18 protein-coding genes and 2 pseudogenes are annotated in these 26499 nt (G+C 66.8%); 18 read left to right on the top strand and 2 right to left on the bottom strand.

From position 1 onward, the window contains the following. Positions 1 to 125 precede the first annotated feature (125 nt). The 11 genes and pseudogenes from rplK (at position 126) to greA (ending at position 17472) form a co-directional block, all read left to right on the top strand. Entirely contained in the window at positions 126 to 575 is a 450-nt protein-coding gene (gene rplK, locus ACFQE0_RS03280) for a 50S ribosomal protein L11 (protein ID WP_238248985.1), read from the top strand. Between the two features lie 10 nt (positions 576 to 585). Continuing rightward, entirely contained in the window at positions 586 to 1284 is a 699-nt protein-coding gene (rplA, locus tag ACFQE0_RS03275; RefSeq protein ID WP_378967018.1) for a 50S ribosomal protein L1, read from the top strand. A gap of 149 nt (positions 1285 to 1433) precedes the next feature. Then, positions 1434 to 3077, top strand: a complete 1644-nt coding sequence (locus ACFQE0_RS03270; RefSeq protein ID WP_378967015.1) for a B12-binding domain-containing radical SAM protein — start codon at positions 1434 to 1436, stop codon at positions 3075 to 3077. Positions 3078 to 4055: 978 nt separating this feature from the next. Further along, positions 4056 to 4574, top strand: a complete 519-nt coding sequence (rplJ, locus tag ACFQE0_RS03265; protein WP_378967013.1) for a 50S ribosomal protein L10 — start codon at positions 4056 to 4058, stop codon at positions 4572 to 4574. Positions 4575 to 4625: 51 nt separating this feature from the next. Beyond that, positions 4626 to 5006 carry a 50S ribosomal protein L7/L12 gene (gene rplL / locus ACFQE0_RS03260; RefSeq protein ID WP_378967011.1) on the top strand — a complete coding sequence of 127 codons (381 nt, stop codon included), beginning with the start codon at positions 4626 to 4628 and terminating at the stop codon, positions 5004 to 5006. A gap of 242 nt (positions 5007 to 5248) precedes the next feature. After that, a complete protein-coding gene (gene rpoB, locus ACFQE0_RS03255) occupies positions 5249 to 9373 on the top strand; it encodes a DNA-directed RNA polymerase subunit beta (protein ID WP_378967008.1) in 4125 nt (1374 codons plus the stop codon). A 169-nt stretch (positions 9374 to 9542) separates the two neighbouring features. Continuing rightward, positions 9543 to 13750 (top strand): annotated as a pseudogene (gene rpoC / locus ACFQE0_RS03250) (DNA-directed RNA polymerase subunit beta'). Positions 13751 to 14001: 251 nt separating this feature from the next. Further along, entirely contained in the window at positions 14002 to 15012 is a 1011-nt protein-coding gene (locus ACFQE0_RS03245; RefSeq protein WP_378975237.1) for a cell wall hydrolase, read from the top strand. A 282-nt stretch (positions 15013 to 15294) separates the two neighbouring features. After that, positions 15295 to 15876 carry a hypothetical protein gene (locus ACFQE0_RS03240; protein ID WP_378967006.1) on the top strand — a complete coding sequence of 194 codons (582 nt, stop codon included), beginning with the start codon at positions 15295 to 15297 and terminating at the stop codon, positions 15874 to 15876. Positions 15877 to 15965: 89 nt separating this feature from the next. Further along, positions 15966 to 16952 carry an acrylyl-CoA reductase (NADPH) gene (acuI, locus tag ACFQE0_RS03235; RefSeq protein WP_378967004.1) on the top strand — a complete coding sequence of 329 codons (987 nt, stop codon included), beginning with the start codon at positions 15966 to 15968 and terminating at the stop codon, positions 16950 to 16952. A gap of 43 nt (positions 16953 to 16995) precedes the next feature. Then, positions 16996 to 17472: a transcription elongation factor GreA gene (gene greA, locus ACFQE0_RS03230; protein ID WP_378967002.1), complete on the top strand. Its 477-nt coding sequence runs from the start codon at positions 16996 to 16998 to the stop codon at positions 17470 to 17472. Here the strand turns inward: greA and ACFQE0_RS03225 are convergent. After that, complete coding sequence (locus tag ACFQE0_RS03225; protein WP_378966999.1) at positions 17462 to 18346, bottom strand: LysR family transcriptional regulator; 885 nt, start codon at positions 18344 to 18346, stop codon at positions 17462 to 17464. The two genes, greA and ACFQE0_RS03225, sit on opposite strands and share 11 nt — an antisense overlap. Positions 18347 to 18465: 119 nt before the next feature. Between ACFQE0_RS03225 and wrbA the strand changes: the two genes are divergently transcribed. After that, positions 18466 to 19062, top strand: coding sequence for an NAD(P)H:quinone oxidoreductase (wrbA, locus tag ACFQE0_RS03220; protein ID WP_378966997.1), 597 nt, complete (start codon positions 18466 to 18468; stop codon positions 19060 to 19062). A gap of 173 nt (positions 19063 to 19235) precedes the next feature. Here the strand turns inward: wrbA and ACFQE0_RS03215 are convergent, their stop codons facing one another. Beyond that, positions 19236 to 20234: an L-threonylcarbamoyladenylate synthase gene (locus ACFQE0_RS03215; RefSeq protein WP_378966994.1), complete on the bottom strand. Its 999-nt coding sequence runs from the start codon at positions 20232 to 20234 to the stop codon at positions 19236 to 19238. A 122-nt stretch (positions 20235 to 20356) separates the two neighbouring features. On the opposite strand from ACFQE0_RS03215, the gene ACFQE0_RS03210 reads away from it, so the two are divergent. From ACFQE0_RS03210 to trmB, 6 genes and pseudogenes are all read left to right on the top strand, one after another. Continuing rightward, on the top strand, positions 20357 to 22096 hold the full coding sequence (locus ACFQE0_RS03210) for an acyl-CoA dehydrogenase (RefSeq protein WP_378966992.1): 1740 nt from the start codon (positions 20357 to 20359) through the stop codon (positions 22094 to 22096). A gap of 10 nt (positions 22097 to 22106) precedes the next feature. Next, the gene (locus tag ACFQE0_RS03205) at positions 22107 to 22865 is read left to right on the top strand and encodes an enoyl-CoA hydratase-related protein (RefSeq protein WP_378966990.1); all 759 of its coding nucleotides are present in this window, start codon (positions 22107 to 22109) and stop codon (positions 22863 to 22865) included. Between the two features lie 39 nt (positions 22866 to 22904). Continuing rightward, positions 22905 to 23714, top strand: coding sequence for an SDR family NAD(P)-dependent oxidoreductase (locus tag ACFQE0_RS03200; RefSeq protein ID WP_378975235.1), 810 nt, complete (start codon positions 22905 to 22907; stop codon positions 23712 to 23714). Positions 23715 to 23945: 231 nt separating this feature from the next. Then, positions 23946 to 24349: pseudogene (locus ACFQE0_RS03195) on the top strand (helix-turn-helix domain-containing protein). 143 nt (positions 24350 to 24492) lie between these two features. Then, positions 24493 to 25671 carry a methionine adenosyltransferase gene (gene metK / locus ACFQE0_RS03190; protein WP_378966988.1) on the top strand — a complete coding sequence of 393 codons (1179 nt, stop codon included), beginning with the start codon at positions 24493 to 24495 and terminating at the stop codon, positions 25669 to 25671. 7 nt (positions 25672 to 25678) lie between these two features. Next, positions 25679 to 26431, top strand: coding sequence for a tRNA (guanine(46)-N(7))-methyltransferase TrmB (gene trmB / locus ACFQE0_RS03185; protein ID WP_378966986.1), 753 nt, complete (start codon positions 25679 to 25681; stop codon positions 26429 to 26431). Positions 26432 to 26499: the final 68 nt, after the last annotated feature.

Raw genomic sequence — 26499 nt, 5'->3', positions numbered from 1 at the left:
GTAAAACACGCGGGAGATCCGCCCGGCTTCGCCTCCGGGAGCTTCGGTTCGTACCGCGACCTGCAACCGTCCGACCCGCCGCGCCTCGGCAGCGTGGGGGCGGATGAACATTGGGAGCAGTCCCCATGGCGAAGAAGATCACGGGCTACGTGAAGCTTCAGGTCCCGGCTGGCGCCGCCAATCCGTCGCCGCCGATCGGCCCCGCGCTCGGTCAGCGCGGCCTCAACATCATGGAATTCTGCAAGGCCTTCAACGCGAAGACCGCGCAGATGGAGAAGGGCACCCCGATTCCGGTGATCATCACCGCGTATCAGGACCGGTCCTTCACCTTCGAGATGAAGCAGCCCCCGGTCACCTTCTTCCTGAAGAAGGCAGTGGGCCTGAAGATCGGCAAGAAGCCGGCTTCCGGTTCCAAGACCCCGGGCAAGGGCCCGACTGTCGGCAAGATCACCGAAGCGCAGCTGCGCGAGATCGCCGAGAAGAAGATGCCCGACCTCAACTGCGATTCCGTCGAAGCGGCGGTCGCCATGATCCGGGGTTCCGCCCGGGCCATGGGCCTCGAAGTCACGGCCTGAGGAGGGACACATGGCACGCGAAGGAAAGCGCATCCGCGCCGCCCGCGAGGGCCTGGAGCCGACCAAGCTCTACCCGCTCGCCGAGGCGATCAAGCTCGTGAAGGAGCGGGCGACCGCGAAGTTCGACGAGACCGTCGAGGTCTCCATGAACCTCGGTGTCGATCCGCGTCACGCCGACCAGATGGTCCGCGGCGTCTGCAACCTGCCGAACGGTTCCGGCCGGACGGTGCGCGTGGCGGTGTTCGCCCGCGGCGCCAAGGCTGACGACGCCAAGGCCGCCGGTGCCGATATCGTCGGCGCCGAGGATCTCCTTGAGATCGTTCAGGGCGGCAAGATCGACTTCGATCGCTGCATCGCGACCCCGGACATGATGCCGCTCGTCGGTCGTCTCGGTAAGGTGCTGGGCCCGCGCGGCCTGATGCCGAACCCGAAGGTCGGCACCGTCACGATGGACGTGAAGGGCGCCGTCGCCGCCGCTAAGGGTGGCGCCGTCGAGTTCCGCGTCGAGAAGGCGGGCATCGTCCATGCCGGTATCGGCAAGGTCTCGTTCGATGCCGACAAGCTCGTCGAGAACATCAAGGCGTTCGCCGATGCGGTGGCCAAGGCCAAGCCGACCGGCGCCAAGGGAACCTACGTCCAGCGCATCGCCGTCACCTCTACGATGGGCCCGGGCGTGAAGGTCGAGCCGAACACGGTTCTGACCGCATAGTCGTTCGCAGGCTCCTGCGACCTAGCGAAGCGCCCGGCCGGAGACGGCCGGGCGTTTTGCGTTTTGGCTTCGGGAGGAGCGTTTGCAATCGCACTATTCGTGATCGCGGAGGGGGCGCCTTCGCGTTTTGCTGTGCTATCTAGGCGTCCATGCGCAGCACCGTCTCCGTCACGTCCCGTCGACGCATCCTCTGCGTCTTCCCCGCCTACACGCCGTCCTTCGGCACATTCTCCCACGCCTACCCACTCATGGGCGGCGTGAAGGCATTCATGCCGCCCCAGGGGCTCCTCGTCATCGCGGCCTATATGCCCGAGACCTGGGAGTGCCGCTTCATCGACGAGAACATCAAGCGCGCCACCCCGGCCGATTTCGCCTGGGCGGACGCCGTCTTCGTCTCCGGCATGCACATTCAGGAAGGGCAGATCCACGACATTGGTACCCGCGCCCACGAAGCCGGGAAGCTCGCCGTGCTCGGTGGTCCCTCCGTCTCCGGTGCGCCGGAAAAGTACCCGGATTTTGATTGCCTCCACATTGGTGAGATCGGAGATGCCACGGACCGGCTGATCGCCCGCCTCGACGCGGGTGTGGCTCGGCCCGCTGCGCAGGAGACCTACGAGACCGCCGACCGCCTCGCCCTCGCGGACTTCCCGGCCCCAGCCTACGAGGCCGTGCCGCTGAAGCGCTACCTGATCGGGTCGTTGCAATTCTCGTCCGGCTGTCCCTATCGCTGCGAATTCTGCGACATCCCGCAGCTCTACGGACGGCAGCCGCGCCTCAAGACCCCCGAGCAGCTTTGCGGTGAGCTCGACGCCATCGTCAGCCAGCCGGGCCACCCGGCGGTAGTCTACTTCGTGGACGACAACTTCATCGGCAACCGCAAGGCGACGCGCGAGATGCTGCCGGTGCTGGTGGAGTGGCAGAAGAAGAACAACTACCCACTTCAGTTCGCCTGTGAGGCGACCCTGAACATGGCCAAGCAGCCCGAGATCCTCGAGCTGATGCGGCAGGCCAACTTCATGACCGTGTTCGTCGGCATCGAGACGCCGGAAGCGGAGGCTTTGAAGGGCATCGACAAGACGCACAACGCGGCCGTGCCGATGTACGAGGCGATCTCGACCCTCAACTCCTATGGGCTCGAGGTGACGTCCGGCATCATCCTCGGCCTCGATTCCGATACGGACAAATCCGAGCAGAACCTCATCGACTTCATCGATCGCTCGGCGATTCCCGTTCTGACGATCAACCTTCTTCAGGCCCTACCAAAGACGCCGCTCTGGGACCGGCTGGAGAAGGAGGGCCGCCTCATCCACGACGCTGCGCTCGAATCGAACGTGCTGTTCAAGCGCCCGCACGATACGGTGGTGGCGAGCTGGCGCCGGGCCATCGGGCACGCCTATGACCCGGAGAAGATCTTCGAGCGGTTCAAGCATCAGTGCGAGGTGACTTATCCGCACCGGATCACCACGCCGACAGCAGGCAAGCTCACGCTCACCAACCTGCGACGCGGGCTGATCCTTGGCTTCAACATCATCACGCGGGTCGGGCTGTTCTCGGATTATCGCGGGCCGTTCTGGCGGGCTGCGGGCTATGCCCTGAAGCGGGGGCAGATCGAGGCGGTGTTCAACATGGGCTTCGTGGCCCATCACCTGATCCGCTTCACCCGCGAGGCCCTGCGCGGCGAGCACAACGCCTCGTTCTACGCGGCCAAGGCTGCGGAGGCGAAGGAGGCCGAGGAGCGGAGCTGGTGGGAGAATGCCCGGCGTCGATTCGTGCCGGAGCGCGAGGCGGCGTAAGCCGGCCTCGCCGCAGGTTTGTCCCAGCGTCTGGAAAGACATCCGCAAATCGAGTGGATAAGCCGTCGAGGGGAGCAAAGCTCTGCCTCGACGCGCAAAGACGTGTCCTGAGACGAGCCAAAGACGTGACAGCTTAAGACGCTGGTCCTAAGCTTGGCCGATCAGTCGATCACCCTCCGATGCGACGGCTTCGGGCATGGAAGCCTGTGGCGGAGCTGGCCGGCCGCCGCCTGAGAGCAGGCATGTCGGAGGAGGTGAGGACGTTGATCGTGTTTCCGCTGATGGTGAGCATCACTATCGCGAAAACGCGAGATGGGTGGCGGTTCGCCATCCATCTCGCCATGATGATCTAGTCGGATCGTCTGATAAGAGGGCCCGCGGGGTGCCTCCCGCGGTTCCTCGCCAAGAAAGATATCCCCGGTGACCCGAAAAGCAAAGCCATCCGTCGCGCCCCAGCCGACGGCGGCGGACGGCGCATGGCAGCTATTCCGTGCTTCGCCCCTTGCCTGCGGCGGAAAAGTCGCGCTTCGGGCCTTGGCAGGCAGCTTGCTAGGTTCTATACACCGCGCCTCACGCTTTTTCTTTTGATCAAGGGATACGGCCGATAGGCCGGTTTCCGTTCGAAATGTCGTCCGGGTAACCGGACGTCACTGGCCAGCGGGATCCAGAGGGTGAACAGCCTGATGGAGCCTTGCTCGGCCATGTCCTGTCCGAGACTGCAGGCGCTGGTTCGCCAGCTTAATCGCCAAGCCTGCACAGACGGGGATGACCGACGTTTTACGACAGCCGCGCCAGGCTTCGGCCAGGCAGGCAATCGGTTTGAACCAACTCACCCGCAGGGTCCCGTCAGGGGTTCGTCGGGGACAGGGCCGCGAAGCGTCGTTCGGACGTTCACGGTCTTTCGCAAGGCCGAGCACGTCCGGGCGGCATGTGCAACCGGCGGAGCCAATCCAGGTTCCGCCAACCGGAGAGAGCCCAGTGGACAGGACAGCAAAGGCTGATCTCGTCTCGACGCTCAACGGCGTGTTCAATCAGAGCGCCGTCGTCGTCGTGGCCCACTACAAGGGCCTCACGGTTGCCGACATGCAGAAGCTGCGTTCGCAGATGAAGCAGGCCGGCGCCACCGTGAAGGTCGCCAAGAACAGCCTCGCCGGCATCGCTCTGGAAGGCACGGACGTCGCCTCCATCAAGCCGCTCCTGAAGGGCCCGACCCTGCTCGCCTATTCGGGCGATCCGGTCGCAGCCGCCAAGGTCGCGGTCGACTTCGCCAAGACGAACGACAAGCTCGTGATTCTTGGCGGGGCGATGGGCACGACTTCCCTGAACCCCGATGGTGTGAAGGCGCTCGCCTCGCTGCCGTCGCTCGACGAACTGCGCGCCAAGCTCGTGGGCCTCATCCAGGCTCCCGCGACCAAGATCGCTCAGCTCAGCACCGCGCCGGCAGCCAAGCTCGCCCGCGTGTTCGGGGCTTACGCCAAGAAGGACGAGGCCGCCTGAGGCCCCTTCAAAACCCAACCGTTCGAACCGATATCCTGAAAGGACACCAACATGGCTGATCTCGCCAAGATCGTCGACGACCTGTCGTCGCTGACCGTTCTCGAGGCCGCCGAGCTCGCCAAGATGCTCGAAGAGAAGTGGGGCGTCTCCGCCGCTGCCGCCGTCGCCGTCGCCGCTGGTCCGGCCGCTGGTGGTGGCGCTGCCGCTGCCGCCGAGGAGCAGACCGAGTTCACGGTCGTCCTCGCCAGCGCCGGCGACAAGAAGATTGAGGTCATCAAGGAGGTCCGCGCGATCACCGGTCTCGGCCTCAAGGAAGCCAAGGACCTGGTCGAGGGCGCTCCCAAGCCGGTCAAGGAAGGCGTGTCCAAGGACGACGCCGCCAAGCTCAAGGCCCAGCTCGAGAAGGCTGGCGCCAAGGTCGAGCTCAAGTAAGACGGCGATGGGCCGCCAACGGCCCATCACTCTCCGGCGCGCCTCTTGGGGCTGACCGGAACCGGAGCCCGCGGGTGTTCGCACCCGCGGGCTAAGGTCGCTTCGGGCGACCGGTGGGCCCTGGAACGGGTCCAGCGGAATTCGGGACGGGTGGCGTGGTCCGGCGGGGCGCGCGTCACAGCCACGGTGCGGGAGCCTCGAGCTTCCCCGGGCAACGGGCACGCGGAATGGAGCGAGGTCACATGGCCAACACGCTGGTCGGTCGCAAGCGCATTCGGAAGTTCTTTGGCAAGATCAAGGAAGTGACGCAGATGCCGAACCTCATTGAGGTTCAGAAGGCATCCTACGAGCAGTTCCTGATGGTCGACGAGCCGGAGGGTGGCCGCGCCGACGAGGGCCTGCAGAGCGTGTTCAAGTCGGTTTTCCCGATTTCGGACTTCGCCTCGACGGCCCTGCTCGAGTTCGTCCGTTACACGTTCGAGCCGCCGAAGTACGACGTGGACGAGTGCCGTCAGCGCGGCATCACCTTCGCGGCTCCGCTGAAGGTGACGCTGCGTCTCATCGTGTTCGATGTCGATCCGGACACGCAGGCCAAGTCGGTCAAGGATATCAAGGAGCAGGACGTCTACATGGGCGACATGCCCCTGATGACGGAGAACGGCACCTTCATCGTCAACGGCACCGAGCGCGTCATCGTCTCGCAGATGCACCGCTCGCCGGGCGTGTTCTTCGACCACGACAAGGGCAAGACCCACTCGTCGGGCAAGTTGCTCTTCGCTGCGCGCATCATTCCGTATCGCGGCTCGTGGCTCGATGTGGAGTTCGATGCCAAGGACATCGTGCATGTCCGCATCGACCGGAAGCGCAAGCTGCCGGTGACGTCGCTGCTCTACGCGCTGGGTCTCGACGGCGAAGAGATCCTGTCGACCTTCTACAACCGCGTGGTCTACGACCGCGACGGCGCCGACTGGCGTGTGCCGTTCGATGCCGAGCGCATGAAGGGCCTGAAGGCGACCACCGACCTGATCGACGCCGAGTCCGGTGAGGTCGTGCTGGAGGCGGGCAAGAAGCTCAATGCCCGCAACGCCCGTCAGATCACCGAAAAGGGCGTGAAGTTCCTCAAGGCGACCGACGAGGATCTCGTCAGCCAGTATATCGCCGAAGACCTCGTCAACATGCAGACGGGTGAAATCTGGGCCGAGGCCGGCGAGGAGATCACCGAGAAGCTGCTCAAGGCGCTTGACGATGTCGGCGTGACCGAACTGCCCGTGCTCGATATCGACCACGTCAACATCGGCCCGTACATCCGAAACACGCTGGCCGTGGACAAGAACTCGGGCCGCGAAGGCGCATTGTTCGACATCTACCGCGTGATGCGTCCGGGCGAGCCGCCGACGCTCGACACCGCCGAGGCGATGTTCCACTCGCTGTTCTTCGATGCCGAGCGCTACGACCTCTCTGCGGTCGGCCGCGTGAAGATGAACATGCGTCTCGACCTCGACGCCGCCGACACTGTGCGCACCCTCCGCAAGGAGGACATGCTGGCGGTCGTCAAGGCGTTGGTGGAGCTGCGCGACGGCAAGGGTGAGATCGACGACATCGACCACCTCGGCAACCGCCGCGTGCGCTCGGTCGGCGAGCTCATGGAGAACCAGTACCGCCTGGGCCTCCTGCGCATGGAGCGCGCCATCCGCGAGCGCATGAGCCAGGTCGATATCGACACGGTCATGCCGCAGGACCTCATCAACGCGAAGCCCGCCGCTGCGGCGGTGCGCGAGTTCTTCGGCTCGTCGCAGCTCTCGCAGTTCATGGACCAGACCAACCCGCTCTCCGAGGTCACGCACAAGCGTCGTCTCTCGGCGCTTGGCCCGGGCGGTCTGACCCGCGAGCGCGCCGGCTTCGAGGTGCGCGACGTGCACCCGACCCATTACGGCCGCATCTGCCCGATCGAGACGCCGGAAGGCCCGAATATCGGTCTGATCAACTCGCTGGCGACCTTCGCCCGCGTGAACAAGTACGGCTTCATCGAGACCCCGTTCCGCCGCGTGCGCGACGGCGTCGTCACCGATGAGGTCGCCTACCTCTCGGCCATGGAGGAGGCGAAGTACTACGTCGCGCAGGCCAACGCGCAGATGGACGAGGCTCGCAAGCTGACGGAAGACCTCGTGGTCTGCCGTCGCGCCGGTGAAGTCATCGTCGTGGGTCCCGAGCGCGTCGACCTCATGGACGTGTCGCCGAAGCAGCTCGTGTCGGTCGCAGCGGCGCTCATCCCGTTCCTCGAGAACGACGACGCCAACCGCGCCCTCATGGGCTCGAACATGCAGCGCCAGGCGGTGCCGCTGGTCCGTGCCGACGCCCCGTTCGTGGGCACCGGCATGGAAGCGGTGGTGGCCCGTGACTCCGGTGCCGCCATCGCGGCCCGCCGTGCGGGCATCATCGATCAGGTGGACGCCACCCGTATCGTCATCCGCGCCACGGAAGAGGCCGACGCCAACAAGCCGGGCGTCGACATCTACCGTCTTCAGAAGTTCCAGCGCTCCAACCAGTCGACCTGCATCACGCAGAAGCCGCTGGTCCGCGTCGGCGAGTTCGTGAAGAAGGGCGAGATCATCGCTGACGGTCCCTCGACCGAGTTCGGCGAGCTGGCGCTCGGCCGGAACGTGCTCGTCGCGTTCATGCCGTGGAACGGCTACAACTTCGAGGACTCGATCCTGCTCTCCGAGCGGATCGTGAAGGATGACGTGTTCACCTCGATCCACATCGAGGAATTCGAGGTGATGGCCCGCGACACCAAGCTGGGTCCGGAAGAAATCACCCGCGACATCCCGAACGTCTCCGAAGAGGCGCTAAAGAACCTCGACGAAGCGGGCATCGTCTACATCGGTGCCGAGGTCCATGCGGGCGACATCCTCGTCGGCAAGATCACGCCGAAGGGGGAGAGCCCGATGACGCCGGAGGAAAAGCTCCTCCGCGCCATCTTCGGCGAGAAGGCCTCCGACGTGCGCGACACGTCCCTGCGTGTGCCCCCGGGCGTCACCGGCACCATCGTCGAGGTGCGGGTGTTCAACCGGCACGGCGTCGACAAGGACGAGCGCGCCCAGGCGATCGAGCGCGAGGAAATCGAGCGTCTCGCCAAGGACCGCGACGACGAGCAGGCGATCCTCGACCGCAACACTTACGCCCGTCTGGCGGATGTGCTGATCGGTCAGGCGCCGGTGGCCGGGCCGAAGGGCTTCAAGAAGGACACCACGCTCACCCGCGAGCTGATCAACGACTACCCGCGTTCGCAGTGGTGGCAGTTCGCCGTCATCGACGACCGTCTCATGACCGAGATGGAAGCGATGCAGAAGCAGTACGACGAGTCGAAGAAGCGCCTCGAGCAGCGCTTCCTCGATAAGGTCGAGAAGCTGCAGCGCGGCGACGAGCTGCCGCCCGGCGTCATGAAGATGGTCAAGGTCTTCGTGGCGGTGAAGCGCAAGATCCAGCCGGGCGACAAGATGGCTGGCCGTCACGGCAACAAGGGTGTCGTGTCGCGGATCGTGCCGATCGAGGACATGCCGTTCCTGGAGGACGGGACGCATGCCGACATCGTGCTCAACCCGCTGGGTGTGCCCTCGCGCATGAACGTCGGTCAGATCCTGGAGACGCACCTTGGCTGGGCGGCTGCGGGCCTGGGTCGCAAGGTGTCCAAGGCGGTTGATGCCTATCTCAAGACGCAGGACATCGCCCCGCTGAAGCAGGAGATGGAGTCCATCTACTCCCCGTCGGAGTTGGAGGGCCTGTCCGATGAGGATCTGCTGGAGGCGGGCAACAACGTCCGTCGCGGCGTGCCGATGGCCACTCCGGTGTTCAACGGCGCCAAGGAGGCCGACATCGAGCAGATGCTGGAGATGGCCGGGCTGGACCGCTCGGCGCAGTCGACGCTCTACGACGGGCGGACCGGCGAGCCCTTCGACCGCAAGGTCACGATGGGCTACATCTACATGCTGAAGCTGCACCACCTCGTGGATGACAAGATCCACGCGCGGTCGATCGGCCCGTACTCCCTCGTCACCCAGCAGCCGCTGGGCGGTAAGGCGCAGTTCGGCGGTCAGCGCTTCGGTGAGATGGAGGTCTGGGCTCTGGAAGCTTACGGCGCCGCCTACACCCTGCAGGAGATGCTCACCGTCAAGTCGGACGACGTGGCCGGCCGCACCAAGGTCTACGAGGCCATCGTGCGCGGCGACGACACGTTCGAGGCGGGCATCCCCGAGTCGTTCAACGTGCTCGTCAAGGAGATGCGTTCGCTCGGCCTCAACGTCGAGCTGACGTCCTCCAAGAAGGCGGCGAACGACCAGCTGGAGCCCCCGGCCGACGCGGCCGAGTAGCACTCGCAGGACACCTCCCGTGGCGGCGGCAGCGCCGCCACGGTCGAGCGGGGAGGGGAGGAGCCTCCTGCACGACGGCGAGCCGAGCCCTTAGGGCATGGCGCCGGCCCTTTTTTGAAGACGCTGCGGCCCGGCGCGGGGCCGGCGGCGTCGAGCCGAGGAGCGGATCATGAACCAAGAGGTCATGAACCTTTTCAACCAGCAGCCGCAGCCGGTGAATTTCGACCAGATCAAGATCTCGATCTCGTCGCCGGAGAAGATCCTCTCCTGGTCCTACGGAGAGATCAAGAAGCCCGAGACCATCAACTACCGGACCTTCAAGCCCGAGCGCGACGGTCTGTTCTGTGCGCGCATCTTTGGGCCGATCAAGGACTACGAGTGCTTGTGCGGCAAGTACAAGCGCATGAAGTACAAGGGCGTCATCTGTGAGAAGTGCGGCGTCGAGGTGACGCTGGCCCGCGTCCGGCGTGACCGCATGGGTCACATCGAGCTGGCCGCCCCCGTCGCGCATATCTGGTTCCTGAAGTCGCTGCCCTCGCGCATCGGCCTCCTGCTCGACATGGCCCTCAAGGACCTCGAGCGGATCCTGTACTTCGAGTCGTACTGCGTCATCGAGCCGGGCCTCACCCCCCTGAAGGAGCGTCAGCTCCTGACGGAGGAGGAGTACCTGCGCGCCCAGGAGGAGTACGGCGAGGATAGCTTCACCGCCATGATCGGCGCCGAGGCCATCCGCCGGATCCTGCAGGAGCTCGACCTCGACAAGATCGCCAACGACCTCCGCGAGGAGATCGCGGTCACGACCTCCGAGCTGAAGCCGAAGAAGCTCCTGAAGCGCCTCAAGATCATCGAGGCGTTCCAGATGTCCGGCAACAAGCCGGAGTGGATGATCCTGACGGTGATCCCCGTGATCCCGCCGGACCTGCGCCCGCTGGTCCCGCTGGATGGCGGTCGCTTCGCCACGTCCGATCTGAACGACCTGTACCGCCGCGTCATCAACCGCAACAACCGCCTGAAGCGGCTGATCGAGCTGCGCGCGCCGGACATCATCATCCGCAACGAGAAGCGGATGCTGCAGGAGGCCGTCGACGCCCTGTTCGACAACGGCCGCCGTGGCCGCGTCATCACGGGCGCCAACAAGCGCCCGCTGAAGTCGCTCGCCGACATGCTGAAGGGCAAGCAGGGCCGCTTCCGCCAGAACCTCCTCGGCAAGCGCGTCGACTATTCGGGCCGTTCGGTCATCGTGGTCGGCCCGGAGCGAAGCTGCACCAGTGCGGCCTGCCGAAGAAGATGGCGCTGGAGCTGTTCAAGCCGTTCATCTACGCGCGCCTCGATGCCAAGGGTTTCTCGGCCACCGTCAAGCAGGCCAAGAAGCTCGTGGAGAAGGAGAAGCCGGAGGTTTGGGACATCCTCGATGAGGTGATCCGCGAACACCCGGTGATGCTGAACCGTGCACCGACGCTGCACCGTCTTGGCATCCAGGCCTTCGAGCCGAAGCTGATCGAGGGCAAGGCGATCCAGCTGCACCCGCTGGTCTGCGCCGCGTTCAACGCCGACTTCGACGGCGATCAGATGGCCGTGCACGTCCCGCTGTCGCTCGAGGCGCAGCTGGAAGCCCGCGTGCTGATGATGTCGACGAACAACATCTTGCACCCGGCCAACGGCCAGCCGATCATTGTGCCCTCGCAGGACATCGTTCTCGGCCTCTACTACCTGTCGATCGTGGGCGAGGGGCTTCCGGGCGCCTTTGACGCGACCAACAAGCTGAACCCAATGCAGGGTGTCTACGGCAATATCGGCGAGCTCGAGCACGCCCTGGCCGCAGGCGTCGTGAAGCTGCATTCGAAGATCAAGTGGCGCTGGAAGGGCATCGGCCCGGATGGCGAGCCGCTGACCAAGACCTACGAGACCACGCCCGGCCGCGTGATCCTGTCCACCGCCCTGCCGCTGCACCGGAAGGTGCCCTTCGACGTCGTCAACAAGCTGATGACCAAGAAGGAAATCTCGGCGATGATCGACACCGTCTACCGCCACTGCGGTCAGAAGGAGTCGGTGATTTTCTGTGACCGCATCATGGGCCTGGGCTTCACCCACGCCTTCAAGGCGGGCATCTCCTTCGGCAAGGACGACATGGTCGTGCCGGAGAACAAGTGGGAGATCGTCGAGGGCACCCGCACGCTCGTGAAGGATTACGAGCAGCAGTACAACGACGGCCTGATCACCCAGGGTGAGAAGTACAACAAGGTCGTCGATGCCTGGGCGAAGTGCTCGGACAAGCTGGCCCAGGAGATGATGGGCCGCATCTCGTCCGTGCAGAAGGACGACACCGGCGCCGACAAGCAGGTCAACTCGATCTACATGATGAGCCACTCGGGCGCCCGTGGTTCGCCCGCTCAGATGAAGCAGCTCGCGGCGATGCGTGGCCTCATGGCCAAGCCGTCGGGTGAAATCATCGAGACGCCGATCATCTCGAACTTCAAGGAAGGCCTGGACGTTCTGGAGTACTTCAACTCCACGCACGGTGCCCGTAAGGGCCTCGCCGACACCGCCTTGAAGACCGCCAACTCCGGCTACCTGACCCGTCGTCTCGTCGACGTCGCTCAGGACGCGGTGATCCGCGAGGTGGATTGCGGCACCACCAACGGCATCAAGATGCGCGCCATCGTCGATGCCGGCCAGGTGGTCGCCACGCTCGCCACCCGCATTCTCGGCCGCGCCACGGCCGAGGATCTGGTCGCCCAGGACGGCACGGTCATCGTGAAGACCGGCGAGACCATCGAGGAGAAGCACCTGCCGGCGATCACCGCCGCCGGCATCCAGGAGGTGAAGATCCGCTCGGTGCTGGTTTGCGCCACCCGCAGCGGCGTCTGCGCCACCTGCTACGGGCGCGACCTTGCCCGCGGCACGCCCGTCAACATGGGCGAGGCCGTCGGCGTCATCGCCGCGCAGTCCATCGGTGAGCCGGGCACCCAGCTCACCATGCGCACCTTCCACATCGGCGGCGCCGCCCAGATCGCCGACTCGTCCTTCATCGAGTCGAGCTTCGAGGGCACGATCAAGATCCGCAACCGGGCTCTCGCGAAGAACTCGGACGGGGATCTCGTCGCCACCGGCCGTAACGTGGCGGTCGTCATCGTCGGGTCGGACGGGGTCGAGCGGGCGGTTCACCGTCTGCAATACGGCGCTCGTGTCCGGGTGGACGAGGGTGACAAGATCAAGCGCGGCCAGCGTATCGCCGAGTGGGACCCCTACACCCGTCCGATCCTCACCGAGGTCGACGGAATCGTGGCCTACGAGGATCTGTACGACGGCCAGTCGATCACTGAGACGACCGACGAGTCGACGGGTATCGCCAAGCGCGTCGTCATCGATTGGCGCGGTTCCGCCCGCACTTCCGACCTGAAGCCCTCGATGGTGGTGGTCGACAAGGACGGGAAGGCCGTGAAGCTGCCGCGCGGGTCGGATGCCCGTTACGCGCTGCCGGTCGATGCCATCATCGGCTACGATCCGGGGGCCAAGGTGAAGGCCGGCGACATCCTCGCCCGCGTCTCCACCGACTCGGCCAAGACCCGCGACATCACCGGCGGTCTGCCGCGGGTGGCGGAGCTGTTCGAGGCACGGCGCCCGAAGGACGCGGCGATCATCGCCGAGAAGTCGGGCACCATCGCCTTCGGCCGCGACTACAAGAACAAGCGCCGCCTGACGCTGACGCCGCATGACGGGTCGGAGCCGGTCGAGTACCTGATCCCCAAGGGCAAGCACATCCACCTGCAGGATGGGGACGTGGTCGAGATCGGCGACTACATCGTCGACGGTAACCCGGCGCCGCACGACATCCTGGCGATCAAGGGCGTGGAGGAGCTTGCCGCTTACCTCGTCAACGAGATCCAGGAGGTCTACCGGCTCCAGGGCGTGTCGATCAACGACAAGCACATCGAGGTGATCGTCCGTCAGATGCTGCAGAAGGTCGAAGTGACCGATGGCGGCGATTCGGACATCCTCTCGGGTGACCAGATCGACCGGACCGAGCTCGCCGAGTTCAACGAGAAGCTGATTGCCGAGGGCAAGAAGCCGATCCAGGGCGTGCCGGTTCTGCTCGGCATCACTAAGGCGTCGCTCCAGACGAAGTCGTTCATCTCGGCGGCCTCGTTCCAGGAGACCACCCGAGTGCTCACCGAGGCGGCGGTCAACGGTAAGGTCGATACGCTGGAAGGCCTCAAGGAGAACGTCATCGTCGGCTCGCTCATCCCGGCCGGCACCGGTTCGCTCGTCGCCGACATCCGTTCGGTGGCTCGCCGCCGGGACACGATGATCCTTCAGCAGCGCCAGACCGAGAGCGGCATCGACCCGGTCGAGGGCCTCCCGCCCGCCGCCGAGTGATCGAAGCGCCATCACGATAAGGAAAGGGGCGGCCGAAGGGCCGCCCCTTTTTCGTTCTGCCTGCCCGACATCCGCCCGTTAACCACCGGTCAACCATCCCCGCCGATAAATTTCGTGAGGGCCACCTCCCGCCGTGATGGGCGGACAGCGTGGCGGTTGCGGCACATCGGAACGGTTCGGCAGTGGCGGCGACGAGACGAGCGCGACCGGAGACCAACCTACGCTGGCTATCGGCGGTGTTTACGCCGTGGATGGCCGGGTTGGGCTTGCTGGTTTCCTTCACGGCAAGCGCCGGAACCGAGAGCACGGTCGGCTCGGGTGTGCTCGGCGCCGCCGATATCCGGCGTGTCGCTCCGGCCATGCCGCCCGGCACCGCGCTGATCGGCGCGGCGATGCGCCGGATCGGCGAGGATCCGCTCCACCCCGAGCCCGTCGCCTTCTCCCGCGAAGCGGGCCTCGCCATGCTCTTCGGCGATGTGACCGGCGGCGTCAGCGGTCTGCTTACCACGGGCCCGGCCGTTTGGGACGCCGAGGCCGAGCAGACCTACAGCTTCATCCCCGTTCCCGATCTCGGGCTGACCACCGGCACCGACAGCGCCGCGTCCACCGGCGCCGCCAGCGCCGACCAGACCGGCGACGAGAACGAGAACCGCTTCGACGGTTCTACCCCCGCCGTGCCGAAGGCCGTCGCCCTGTCCTCGACCACGCCCGCCCCGGCGGATGCGATCCCTGTCGAGATCACGGCCGCGAGCCTCGTGATGCCGGATTATCCCCTCCGCAGCGGACAAGAGGCCGAGCCTGCGCCGTCCGACACGCCGCGCAGCCGCTATGCCGACCTGATCGACCCGGAGGCGCAGGACAAGGAGACGCGCTGCCTCTCCGAGGCGGTGTATTTCGAGGCTCGTAGCGAATCCGAAACCGGTCAGGCGGCCGTCGCCCAGGTCGTGCTGAACCGGGTGAAGAGTGGTCTCTACCCGCCGAGCATCTGTGGCGTCGTCTATCAAAACCGCCATCGCTACATGGGCTGCCAATTCTCCTTCGCCTGCGAAGGTAAGTCGCTGCGCATCACCGATGCCTCCGCCTGGGACGATGCGAGCCGTGTCGCCCGCTCGGTGCTGGAGGGGCGCACCTATGTCGCCGAAGTCGGCGGCGCGACCCACTACCACGCGAATTACGTGCGGCCCGGCTGGTCGCGCCGGATGCGGAAGCTCGACGTGATCGGTCGCCACATCTTCTACGGCTTGAAGCCCGGCCAGACCTGAACCGGCCTCGGCCCGAAGATGGATTGTCAGCCCCGCTCGGCCCAGGCCGGCGGGGTTTTTCGTTTGGGCTCGATGAGCTGAAGCTCAATCGGTTCCACGCGGCGGCGAGTAACAGTTAACGAACGTACCTACAGCGTCTACGCAGTTGTGCCCATAGATTAATTTTACTCTGATTTGCGGTATCGATTGCGGAATTGATCGAGGTACTGCTTCTTTCGTTGAGCGTAGGGTGCGGCAGCGGCCGTGCCCTTGAGTTTATAGTGCTTAACGAGGTCTGTATCGATGCGTGCCCGGGCCGCCAGTTTGTTCATGATCGCCGCTGCCCTCGGCGGATCGCTTCTCGCCGGACCGGCCTTGGCCGGTGGGTGCTACGGGGCCGAATGCTATCGGTACGCGACGACGCCGCCGGTCTTCGACACGGTGCAGCAGAACGTGTTGGTGCGCCCGCCGCGCACGGTCTACCGCACCGTCCCGCCGGTCTACGACACCGTCGAAGAGCGGGTGATGGTCGCCCCCGGCGGGCGCGTCTGGCAGGAGAGCCGTGGACCCGGCGGTGAGTTGATAGGCTGCTGGGTCGAGACTCCGCCGCGCTTCGCCCTCCGCCGCCGCACGGTCGTCGTGCGCCCGGCCGAGACGATCCCCGAGACCTATCCGCCGGAATACGCCACGGTGAGCCGCCGGGTGCTGGTCGCTCCGGCGCGGGCCGGTTGGGTGCCGGTGAGCGGCGGCTATGGCGGGTACCGCGGTTACGGCGGCCCGGTGGTCGGATCGATCCCGGATGCGTTCGGCATCACGGGCGCTAGCTCCGCCGATATCGGTGTCGGGCTCGGCTTCTCCCGGGGCAGCATCTACGACGGCTACTGAGTGACGAACGGCCCGGATCGGTGATCCGGGCCGCCTTGATTCCGGCAGCCTGCGGCGTACCTCCCCGCCATAAGCGGGAGGGCCGGGCGATGGGCGCGTTCAAGGCGTGGGTTGTCGAGAAGAACGAGGGGGGACAGAGCCTCGCGTTCCGCGACTTCGATGAAGCCGACCTGATGGAAGGCGACGTCACCGTCCGCGTCAGTCACTCGACCCTCAACTACAAGGATGGACTCGCGTTGACGGGCAAGTCGCCCGTGGTGCGCCGCTTCCCGATGATCCCCGGCATCGACTTCGCCGGCACGGTCGAGACCTCGGACCATCCTGATTACAAGCCGGGCGACGCGGTCGTGCTCACCGGCTGGGGCGTCGGTGAGACGCATCTCGGTGCCTATGCCGAGAAGGCACGCGTGAAGGGCGACTGGCTCGTTCCCCTGCCGCAGGGCCTCTCCCCCGAGCAGGCGATGGCGGTGGGCACGGCGGGCTACACCGCGATGCTTGCCCTGATGGCGCTCGACGCCCATGGCGTGACTCCCGCCGATGGGCCCGCCCTGGTGACGGGCGCCTCCGGTGGAGTCGGCTCGGTGGCGGTGGCGCTACTCGCGCGGGCAGGCTGGCATGTGATCGCTTCGACGGGCCGGGCCGGGGAGACGGATTACCTGAAGGGCCTCGGCGCCGCCGACATCCTCGACAGGGCCGAGTTGGAGAAGCCCGGCCGACCGCTGGGCAAGGAGCGCTGGGCGGCGGCGATCGATGCGGTCGGGTCCGCGACGCTCGCCAACGTGCTGGCCATGACCAAGGCGGACGGCGCCGTCGCCGCCTGCGGCCTTGCCCAAGGTATGGATCTGCCGACCTCCGTCGCGCCCTTCATCCTGCGGGGCGTCTCTCTGCTCGGCATCAACAGCGTGACGACGCCTCTGCCCAAGCGGCGCGAGGCCTGGGGGCGGATCGCCCGCGAACTCGACCTCGACAAGCTCGCCGCCATGACGCGCAAAGTGACGCTTCAGGAGGTCGGCCAGCTCGGTGACGAGATCCTCAGCGGCCAAGTCCGGGGTCGCACCGTCGTGACGGTCGGCTGAGACCGGCTGGAACCGTCGCCATAGCGAACGTGTTGATCTCTCCATGAGCGTCGCATTCGTCAAAGAGCCCGAGGGTGGGGAAGCGTTCGAGAACCTTCCCGACCGGCCGATCTCGCCCCACACCAACTTCGTCACACCGGACGGTCTGAAGCAGATCGAAGCCGAAGTGGCGCGGTTGGAGAAGGAGGTCGCCTCCCTCGATCCGAACGACAAGGCGGAGGATTCCCGTATCGGACGGGACCTGCGCTATTGGGCGGCCCGCAAGAACACCGCGCAGCTCGTGGAGTCCAAGGGTGGCGACACGGTGCATTTCGGTGCGACCGTAACGGTGGTCCGCGAGGACGATTCCGGCAAGGAAACGAAGCAGACCTTCCGCATCGTCGGCGAGGACGAGGCCGACCCGCACAAGGGCTCGATCTCCTACGTCGCGCCGCTAGCCCGTGCGATCACCGGCAAGAGTGTCGGCGACGTCGTCGAGGTGAACGGCCACGACGTCGAGATCCTCGAGATCAAGGGCTGACCGCGCGCCCCTCGAATAAGGGCCGCAGCGGCAGCATCGCCGCCGCCATGTGATCCATGAACGCACGGACTCGTGCCGACCGGCGCAAGTCCTGGTGGGTGAGCAGCCAGAGGTCTCGGTCAAGCTCTGGCTCCAACCCGCCGAGCCGTTGCAGACGCGAATCGCCGTCGCCCTCGACGCAGGGCAGGGGGCCGATGCCGATCCCCGAGGCCACAGCCTCCCGCAGCCCCGCCACGCCGTTGAGGCACAGCACGACGCGCTCCGGCGCCGTCCGCTGCCGGATGAACTGCGTGAACAGGCCTCCGGCCACACCCTCGGTGAGGCCGACCCAATCCTCTTCCGCCAGGGGGCCGAAGCTCCGGCCGGCAGCGCCGTAGAGGGCCCAGCCGATCCCGGTCAGGCGCCGGCCCACCAGGGTCTCGTCCGGCCCCCGGCTGGCACGCAAAGCCACGTCTGCGTCCCGGCGGGACAGGTTCAGGGTCTCCTCGGCAAAGATCAGTTCGAGCCGCATGGCCGGATATCTGCGCGAGAAATCCGCCAGGATCGGCATCAGGAACGTATTGGCGAAGCTCGTCGGCGCGGTGATCCGCAACTCGCCCACCATCGCGTCCGATTGCCCGACGATGGCCCGCGCGAAACCATCGATATCGGCCTCCATCCGCGCGGCGACGTCGATCATCGCTTGGCCAGCGGCGGTGGCTTTGTAGCCGCTCCGGTGGCGCTCGAAGAGACATACGCCGAGGGACTTCTCGATGGCGCCGAGCCGCCGGAACGCGGTGGAATGGTCGATGCCGAGCGATTCGGCAGCGCCGGTGAGGCCGTGCCTGTCGGCCACCGCCTTCACCAACCGGAAGTCGTCCCAGCCTGCCTGCATTCCCGCTCCTTGCAAATGCGCAAGGATAGTCTTGCACGCGACGGGCTTTCGGCAAACGGCGGGAGGGGCGATGTCAGCGGCGTCGCGCCCGAGCGGCGCCTTGAAGAGGAGACCTCGCCTTGGCCAAGATCCTTGTGCTGTATTACTCCACCTACGGCCATGTGGAGCAAATGGCCTATGCCGTCGCCGAGGGCGCCCGCGAAACCGGCGCCGAAGTCGTGGTGAAGCGCGTGCCGGAACTGGTTCCGGAAGAGGTCGCCCGGCAGAACCATTTCAAGCTCGACCAGCAGGCGCCCGTCGCGACCGTGGCAGAGCTGGCCGATTACGACGCCATCATCTTCGGCACGCCGACCCGCTACGGCAACATGGCCTCGCAGATGAAGCAGTTCATCGATCAGACCGGCGGCCTCTGGATGAAGGGCGCCCTCGTCGGCAAGGTCGGCTCGGTCTTCACCTCGACCGCCTCGCAGCATGGCGGCCAGGAAACCACCCTCACCAGCTTCCACACGGTGCTGTTCCACCACGGCATGGTGGTGGTCGGCTTGCCCTACGCCTTCCAGGGTCAGGCGGGCGTCGAGGCGGTGAAGGGCGGCACGCCCTACGGCGCCAGCACCATCGCGGACGGCGACGGTTCCCGCCAGCCGAGCCAGGTCGAACTCGACGGCGCCCGCTTCCAGGGCAAGCATGTTGCGGGCATCGCGGCGAAGCTCGCCTGAGCGAACGGCCGGAGGCTGAACCCCGTTCGTCTTCGCGAGCGACGACGGGTCGACCATAAGGCAAAGAAAAGGCTCGGATTGCTCCGAGCCTCGAAAGGTTGAAGGCCGTATGGGGGCTGAGTGGCCTTCCTGAACAATGAACGGGTTGGCGGCCGACTTGTTCCCGGAAAAATTCAGCGCGGCGCCGCAGCCCGGCCGAGCCTGTCGCGGATTGCTTCGCCTAATCCTTCGGTGGGGATCGGAACGACTGCGATCGTCTGTGCGCCCGAGGCGTCGAGGTCGCGCAAGGCCCCGAACAGCCGGGCTGCCGCCTCAACGGTATCGCCTCGCTCGCTGAGGTTCATGGAAGCGTGGGCCTGCTCGAAGCCTTCGGGCCGGAATGCGCCGAACAGGAGAACGGCCTCGCCCTTTGCGATGCGCGTCGCATCGAGGCGTACGCGGGCATTCGGCGCGTAATGTGAAGCGAGGAGCCCCGGCCCGACCGGCGCGTGGGAATCGGCGTCCTCCGGCCCGGCTGGGTCGTAGCCGAGCACATCGCGCAGGCGTTCGCGGGTGATCCCGCCGGGCCGCAGGAGCCGCGCTCGTCCGCTGAGACAGGCGACCACCGTCGATTCCAACCCGACTTGCGTGTCGCCCCCGTCGAGAACGGCGGCGATGCGACCGTTCAGGTCTTCCAGCACATGGGCCGCCCGCGTCGGGCTGACCCGGCCGGAGCGGTTGGCTGAGGGGCCGGCGACGGGCCTGCCGAAGGCGGAAAGCAGGGCGCGGGCCGCCTCGCTGCCCGGAACGCGCAGGGCGACGCTCGGCAATCCGGCGCGGGCGAGATCGCAGACCTGGATCTCCGCCGAGGCCGGAACGACGAGGGTGAGGGGGCCGGGCCAGAACGCCTCCGCGAGTGTGTTCGCTGCCGCATCGAAGACACCCTGCCTCCGCGCGGATTCCGCGTCGGGCAGGTGCGAGATCAACGGGTTGAAGCTCGGGCGGGTCTTGGCCGCATAGATTGCTGCGACGGCCACAGGCTCGGTGGCGTCGCCGCCGAGCCCGTAGACCGTCTCCGTCGGAAAGGCGACGAGCCGCCCGGCGCGCAGGAACGCCGCCGCTTCCGCGATGCCAGCAGAATCGGCCGAGAGGAGCCGGGTTTCGGCCGGGACCGTTGACCCCGGATTGCTCATGCGGGATGCCATCTGCGGCGGCATCGCGCCGCCTCGCGGGTTGAGACGTCAACCGCCCTAGCGCCGGCGGCGGGGCGGGGTCAAACCCGTATCACGCCGGGAGGAGACGGAAAGGACATCCCATGAGCTACCGTGCGCCCGTCTCCGAGATGCTGTTCACCCTGCGCCACGTGTCGGGGTTGGACGGTGTCGATCCCGACGATGCGGAGGCGATCCTGAACGAGGCCGGACGTATCGCGGGCGACGTGCTCGCCCCGCTCAACCGCGTCGGGGACAAGCACGGGACGCAATTCTTGGATGGGACCGTGACCACGCCGCCAGGCTGGCGCGAGGCCTATGCGACCTTCACGTCCGGGGGCTGGAACGGCTTGTCGGCCGATCCCGACCATGGCGGCCAGGGTCTGCCCAAGGCGATCGACGCGGCCTGCACCGAGATGTGGAGCGCGGCGAACCTGTCCTTCGGACTCTGCCCGCTCCTGACCCAGGGTGGCATCGAAGCGCTGGCGGCCCATGGCTCGGAAGACTTGAAGGCGCGCTACCTGGAAAAGCTGGTTTCCGGCGAGTGGCCCGCCACGATGAACCTGACCGAGCCGCAGGCGGGCTCCGACCTCGCCCTGCTGCGCAGCCGTGCCGAGGCGGTCGGCGACGGCTCTTACCGGATCACCGGCTCGAAGATCTACATCACCTATGGCGAGCACGACCTCTCCGAGAACATCGTCCACCTCGTCCTCGCCCGGCTGAAGGATGCGCCCGCGGGCACGCGGGGCATTTCCCTGTTCCTCGTGCCGAAGGTGCTGCCGGACGGCTCGCTCAACGATCTCCGCTGCTCCGGGATCGAGCACAAGCTGGGCATCCATGCGTCGCCGACCTGCTCCATGGCCTTCGGCGACAACGGTGGGGCCACCGGCTGGCTGATCGGTGACGAGAACAAGGGGCTGGCCTGCATGTTCACGATGATGAACGCGGCAAGGCTCGGCGTCGGCGTGCAGGGTGTCGGCCTCGCGGAGGCCGCGACGCAGAAGGCTCTGGCCTATGCGGCCGAGCGTCGGCAGGGCAAGGCGATCGGGTCCGCCGAGGCGACGAGCCCGATCATCGCCCACCCGGACGTCCAGCGCATGCTGCTGACGATGAAGGCCTATACGGCGGTCTCGCGCGCCATCTGCTTCCTCACCGCCGCCGCGCTGGATGCCGCCCACGGGCCGGAAGGCAAGGCGGCCCATGATAGGGCCTCGCTCCTCACCCCGGTGGCCAAGGCGTTCTCCACCGACATCGCCAACGAGGTCGCCTCCCTCGGCGTGCAGGTCCATGGCGGCATGGGCTTCGTGGAGGAGACCGGCGCGGCGCAGTTCATGCGCGATGCGCGCATCCTCGGCATCTACGAAGGGACGAACGGCATCCAGGCCATCGATCTCACCGCCCGCAAGCTGCCCCTCAACGGCGGTGCGACGGCGCGGGCGCAGATCGCCTGGATGCGCAAGGCGGCGGAAGGCCTGCTCAAGAATGCCGCCCCCGCCTTCGGCCACATGGCGGCGCGCCTGCGGGGCGCCATCGAATCCCTCGACCGGGCGACGAGCCACCAACTTGCGGCGCTCGCCTCGAACCGGCCCGAGACGGCGCTCGCCGGGGCGGCACCGTATCTGCGTCTGTTCGGCCTGGCACTCGGTGGCGCGTCCCTCGCCCGTGCGGCCCTGGCCTCGGCGGCGGCGCTCAAGGCGGGCGAGACCGATCCGGCCCATGCCGGTCGCATCGCGCTGGCCCGGTTCTACGCGGAGAACCTGCTCCCGGCCGCGGGCGGATTGGAGGAGGCGGTGCTCGGTGGCGGCGCCTTCACCGACGATGCCGCCCTGGCGCTCGCCGTCTGAGGAGGGGGACATGACCGAACACGTCAAGATCAGCGACGGTGGGAACGGCGTCCGCCTCATCGTCATCGACCGGCCGCAGAAAAAGAACGCCCTGACCGGCGCCATGTACGACGCGATGCGTGTGGCGCTCGAAGAGGCCGACGCGTCGGAGTCGATCCGCGCGGTGGTCTTCGCCGGGCAACCCGGCATGTTCAGCGCGGGCAACGACCTCGCGGACTTCCTCGGCCAAGCGCGGAACGGCTTCAGCGACGCCCCGGCGCTTCGCTTCATCCGGCAACTCGCCCGCACCGACACGCCCATGATCGCGGCGGTGGACGGCATCGCGGTCGGCATCGGTGCCACGCTGACGCTCCATTGCGACCTCGTCTATGCGAGCCCGGTGGCGCGTCTGCGCATGCCCTTCGTGGAACTCGGCCTCGTGCCGGAGGCTGCATCGAGCTACCTGCTCCCGCTTCGGGTCGGGCGGCTGAAAGCCACCGAATTGCTGCTCCTGTCGGAGATGCTGGATGCCGATGCGGCCGTCGCCCTCGGTCTCGTGAACGCGGTGATGCCCGCCGACATGTTGGTGGACCATGCCCTCGCGCAGGCAGCCCGTCTCGCCGCCCTGCCGCAGGGTGCGCTCGCCGCCTCGCGTCAACTGATCCGGGGCGACCGGGACCGGGTCGAGGCCGCCCTCGAAGCGGAGGCGAGGGCCTTCGACGCACAATTGCAATCACCGGAATCGCAGCAACGGCTGCAAGCCTTCCTGTCGCGCTCGAAACCCGCCTGATCCGTGCCCGCGCCCGATCTCTCCGGAAAGATCTGCCTCGTGGCCGGTGCCTCCCGCGGCGTGGGGCGGGGGATCGCGCGCGCGCTGGGGGAGGGCGGGGCGACAGTGATCGTCACCGCCCGGTCGAGCGAGACCGGGCCACGCACCGAGATGCGCTCCGAAGCCGTCGAGGACACGGCGCGCGAGGTCGATCTCGCCGGGGGCAGGGGGCACCATTACCTCTGCGATCACCGATCCGAGCGGGCGGTGGACGAGATGGTGCATTGGGTGCTCCGCCGCTTCGGCCGGATCGATGTCGCCGTCTCCGCCGTCTGGGGTGGCAACGAGGGCTTCGACGGGACGCGTTACGCCGACGGTTCGACCTGGGGCACGCCGTTCTGGCGCCGGTCGGCCGAGCCCTATCTCGCGCTCATGCAGGCCGGGCCGCTGCCCGCGCTGCTGCTGGCCAGAGCGGTGGCACCCGCCATGGTCGCCGCGCGCTCGGGCCTCCTCGCACTCGTCACGTTCGGGGCCGAGGAATCCTATCTCGGAGATGTGTTCTACGATTCTGCCAAAGCGGCCGAGGCCCGGCTCGCTTTCGCCTTCGGGCGGGAGCTGGCGGATCACGGGGTGACGGCACTGGGCCTCTCGCCGGGAACGGTAGCGACCGAGCGCGCCCGTGAGATCGAGCCCGACGAGCCGGACAGCGAGACGCCGCTCTATGCGGGACGTGCTCTTGCAGCGCTCGTGGCCGATCCGGACGTCGCCACCCTGTCGGGCCGGGTTCTTCATGTCGGCGATCTCGCGCGGCACTACGGCTTCACCGATGCCGATGGCACGCAGCCCGCGCGATTGCGTCTTCAGAACTAGGTAACGGCGTCGGCACGGAGATGGCGAGATACAGGCCGCCCTCATCGTTCGATCTGGTACGCAAGACGCCAGTCGGTCATAACCCGACGACCGGCGCGTTCCGCTCCATCGGCGCTGGAGCGGACTGCACCGGCTCGTGCCGTGACAAATTGTCAGCCCGCAGCTAAGCTTGCGGGTGTTCGTGCGTCACTGCGCGGGCTCGGCAGCAGCAGGAGGTCTGAGAGTTTCTCGATGGCAGGCCAGAAGACCGACCAGCGCGACGTTTATATCGGTCAGCGCATCGCCGAACAGCGGCGGAAGGCCTCTCTGACGCAGCGGCGGGTCGCACAGAGCTTCGGCATGTCCGCGGCTCAATTGCAGAAATACGAGAAGGGCACCAACCGCATCAGCGCGGTGCATCTCGACATCTTCTCACGCATGATCGGCGTGCCGATGGAGTATTTCTTCCGCGGTATGCCGAACGTCGATGAGGGGCGCGAGGGATTCGCGGAAGAGGCACAGGCGCCGTTCTCCGAGGGGGGCTGACGGGGCTCGCCGAACTGGTCGGCCGCCACATCAACGAGACGTTCCCGGACGAGGCCCGCCGCGACATCGCCGCCGCCGTCCACGTGCTGGAGCGTCGGCTGCGCACCTGAGCGGACGTCACACTCGTCCTTTATATCGAACGAATTCGGCGGATCGTCTTGACCGTCCGCCGGGCCGGTGGGAAAAGCCCGGTCCCAAGGGTGCGGAGCCAGGTCGGCCAGACGCCCGCTTCCCAAGGCGACGAGATCACCGAATGGCGCGCTCGAACTATCTCTTCACCAGCGAGTCCGTGTCCGAGGGACATCCGGACAAGGTGAGCGACCGCATCTCCGACACCGTCGTGGATGCCTACATCGCCGCCATGCCGGAGGCGCGCCTGGGCGTCGAGACGCTGACCACGACGAACCGCGTCGTGATCGCGGGCGAGGTGCGCGGTCCCGATTCGGTGACCTTCAAGGATCTGGAGGAACTGACCCGCGAGGCCGTGAAGGAGATCGGCTACGAGCAGGACGGCTTCCACTGGAAGAACAACGAGGTGCAGATCTACCTGCACGCCCAGTCCGCCGACATCGCCCAGGGCGTCGACGCGGCCGGTAACAAGGACGAGGGCGCAGGCGACCAGGGCATCATGTTCGGCTACGCGTCGGACGAGACGCCCGAGCTGATGCCGGCTCCGCTCTTCTACGCCCACAAGATCCTCAAGGACCTTGCCGACGCCCGCAAGGCGAAGCAGGGCGATGCCGCCAAGCTCGGGCCGGACGCCAAGAGCCAGGTGACCGTGCGCTACGAGAACGGCCGCCCGGTCGAGGTCACGCAGATCGTGCTGTCGACCCAGCACCTCGACGAGAGCCTCGATTCGGCCGACGTGCGCGCCATCGTGGAGCCCTACATCCTCAAGGCCCTGCCGCAGGGTTGGGTGAACGAGGGCACCGTTTGGCACGTCAACCCGACCGGCAAGTTCGTCATCGGCGGCCCGGACGGCGATTGCGGCCTTACCGGCCGTAAGATCATCGTGGACACCTATGGTGGCGCGGCCCCGCATGGTGGCGGTGCCTTCTCCGGCAAGGATCCGACGAAGGTGGACCGCTCGGCCGCCTACGCCGCGCGCTACCTCGCCAAGAACGTCGTGGCCGCCGGTCTCGCCTCGCGGGCGACGATCCAGCTGTCCTACGCGATCGGCGTGTCCAAGCCGCTGTCGATCTATGTCGACCTGCACGGCACCGGGAAGGTGGACGAGGCCAAGCTCGAAGCCGTCCTGATGGACGCCATCGACCTCTCGCCCCGCGGCATCCGCACGGCGCTCGGCCTCAACAAGCCGATCTACGCCCGCACCGCCGCCTACGGGCATTTCGGCCGGGCCCCCGAGGCGGATGGCGGCTTCTCCTGGGAGCGCACCGACCTCGCCGACAAGCTGCGCTCGACCCTCGCCTGACCCTGCCATGATCGGGAGGGCGGATGTCCCTCCCGCGCCGGAGGGTAACGAAGAGACCGGATCGGAGGAGGCGGAGCGCGCCTTCTTCGGCCGCCGCAAGGGCAAGCGCCTGCGGGACGCCCAGGAAACCCGCCTGGAGACCCTGCTCCCCGCCCTGAGGATCGACCTGCCGCCGGGCGGCCGGATCGACCCGCTCACGCTGTTTCCACAGATGAAAGCCGGGCCGGACGAGGTCTGGCTCGAGATCGGCTTCGGCGGTGGCGAGCATCTCGCCGCACAAGCCGCCGCGCATCCGCGCATCGGGTTCATCGGCGCCGAGGCGTTCGTGAACGGGGTGGTCAAGCTCCTGGCCGATGTGGAGGCGCGCGGCCTCGACAATGTCCGCGTCCGTGACGGGGATGTGGCTCCGTTGCTCGCCCGCCTGCCGGATGCCTGCCTCGGGCGCGTCAGCCTGCTCTATCCCGATCCCTGGCCCAAGCGGCGCCAGCGCAAGCGACGTTTCGTCTCGGACGAGTCGCTCGCTCAGATCGCCCACCTCCTGAAGGATGGCGGCACTTTTCGCTTCGCCAGCGATATCGACGATTACGTGGGCTGGACCCTGGCGAGGGTGGCCCGTAACCCCGATTTGCACTGGGGCGCGGCCTCCTCCCGCGATTGGCTCGAGCCTTTTCCAGGCTGGCCTGGCACCCGCTACGAGGCGAAGGCGATCGCCACGGGGCGGCGCCCGACCTACTTGGAATTCGTTCGGAATCCCCGCTGACAACGCAAGTCCGACATAAGGTCAGACTTGCCGCCGCCACGCTTGAGCCCCATCCTTGGGGCGCGGGG

The organism is Methylobacterium komagatae (assembly GCF_042661665.1).
Lineage (GTDB): Bacteria > Pseudomonadota > Alphaproteobacteria > Rhizobiales > Beijerinckiaceae > Methylobacterium > Methylobacterium komagatae.
The sequence above is the reverse complement of the archived record's forward strand: the minus strand, read 5'-3'. Positions and strand labels throughout refer to the sequence as shown.

Bases quoted from the DNA above. Each gene is read 5' to 3' on its own strand.
- rplK (WP_238248985.1), top strand. From the start codon at position 126: ATGGCGAAGAAGATCACGGGCTACGTGAAGCTTCAGGTCCCGGCTGGC.
- rplA (WP_378967018.1), top strand. From the start codon at position 586: ATGGCACGCGAAGGAAAGCGCATCCGCGCCGCCCGCGAGGGCCTGGAG.
- ACFQE0_RS03270 (WP_378967015.1), top strand. From the start codon at position 1,434: ATGCGCAGCACCGTCTCCGTCACGTCCCGTCGACGCATCCTCTGCGTC.
- rplL (WP_378967011.1), top strand. From the start codon at position 4,626: ATGGCTGATCTCGCCAAGATCGTCGACGACCTGTCGTCGCTGACCGTT.
- rpoB (WP_378967008.1), top strand. From the start codon at position 5,249: ATGGCCAACACGCTGGTCGGTCGCAAGCGCATTCGGAAGTTCTTTGGC.
- ACFQE0_RS03245 (WP_378975237.1), top strand. From the start codon at position 14,002: ATGGCCGGGTTGGGCTTGCTGGTTTCCTTCACGGCAAGCGCCGGAACC.
- ACFQE0_RS03240 (WP_378967006.1), top strand. From the start codon at position 15,295: ATGCGTGCCCGGGCCGCCAGTTTGTTCATGATCGCCGCTGCCCTCGGC.
- acuI (WP_378967004.1), top strand. From the start codon at position 15,966: ATGGGCGCGTTCAAGGCGTGGGTTGTCGAGAAGAACGAGGGGGGACAG.
- greA (WP_378967002.1), top strand. From the start codon at position 16,996: ATGAGCGTCGCATTCGTCAAAGAGCCCGAGGGTGGGGAAGCGTTCGAG.
- ACFQE0_RS03225 (WP_378966999.1), bottom strand. From the start codon at position 18,346: ATGCAGGCAGGCTGGGACGACTTCCGGTTGGTGAAGGCGGTGGCCGAC.
- ACFQE0_RS03215 (WP_378966994.1), bottom strand. From the start codon at position 20,234: ATGAGCAATCCGGGGTCAACGGTCCCGGCCGAAACCCGGCTCCTCTCG.
- ACFQE0_RS03210 (WP_378966992.1), top strand. From the start codon at position 20,357: ATGAGCTACCGTGCGCCCGTCTCCGAGATGCTGTTCACCCTGCGCCAC.
- ACFQE0_RS03205 (WP_378966990.1), top strand. From the start codon at position 22,107: ATGACCGAACACGTCAAGATCAGCGACGGTGGGAACGGCGTCCGCCTC.
- metK (WP_378966988.1), top strand. From the start codon at position 24,493: ATGGCGCGCTCGAACTATCTCTTCACCAGCGAGTCCGTGTCCGAGGGA.
- trmB (WP_378966986.1), top strand. From the start codon at position 25,679: ATGATCGGGAGGGCGGATGTCCCTCCCGCGCCGGAGGGTAACGAAGAG.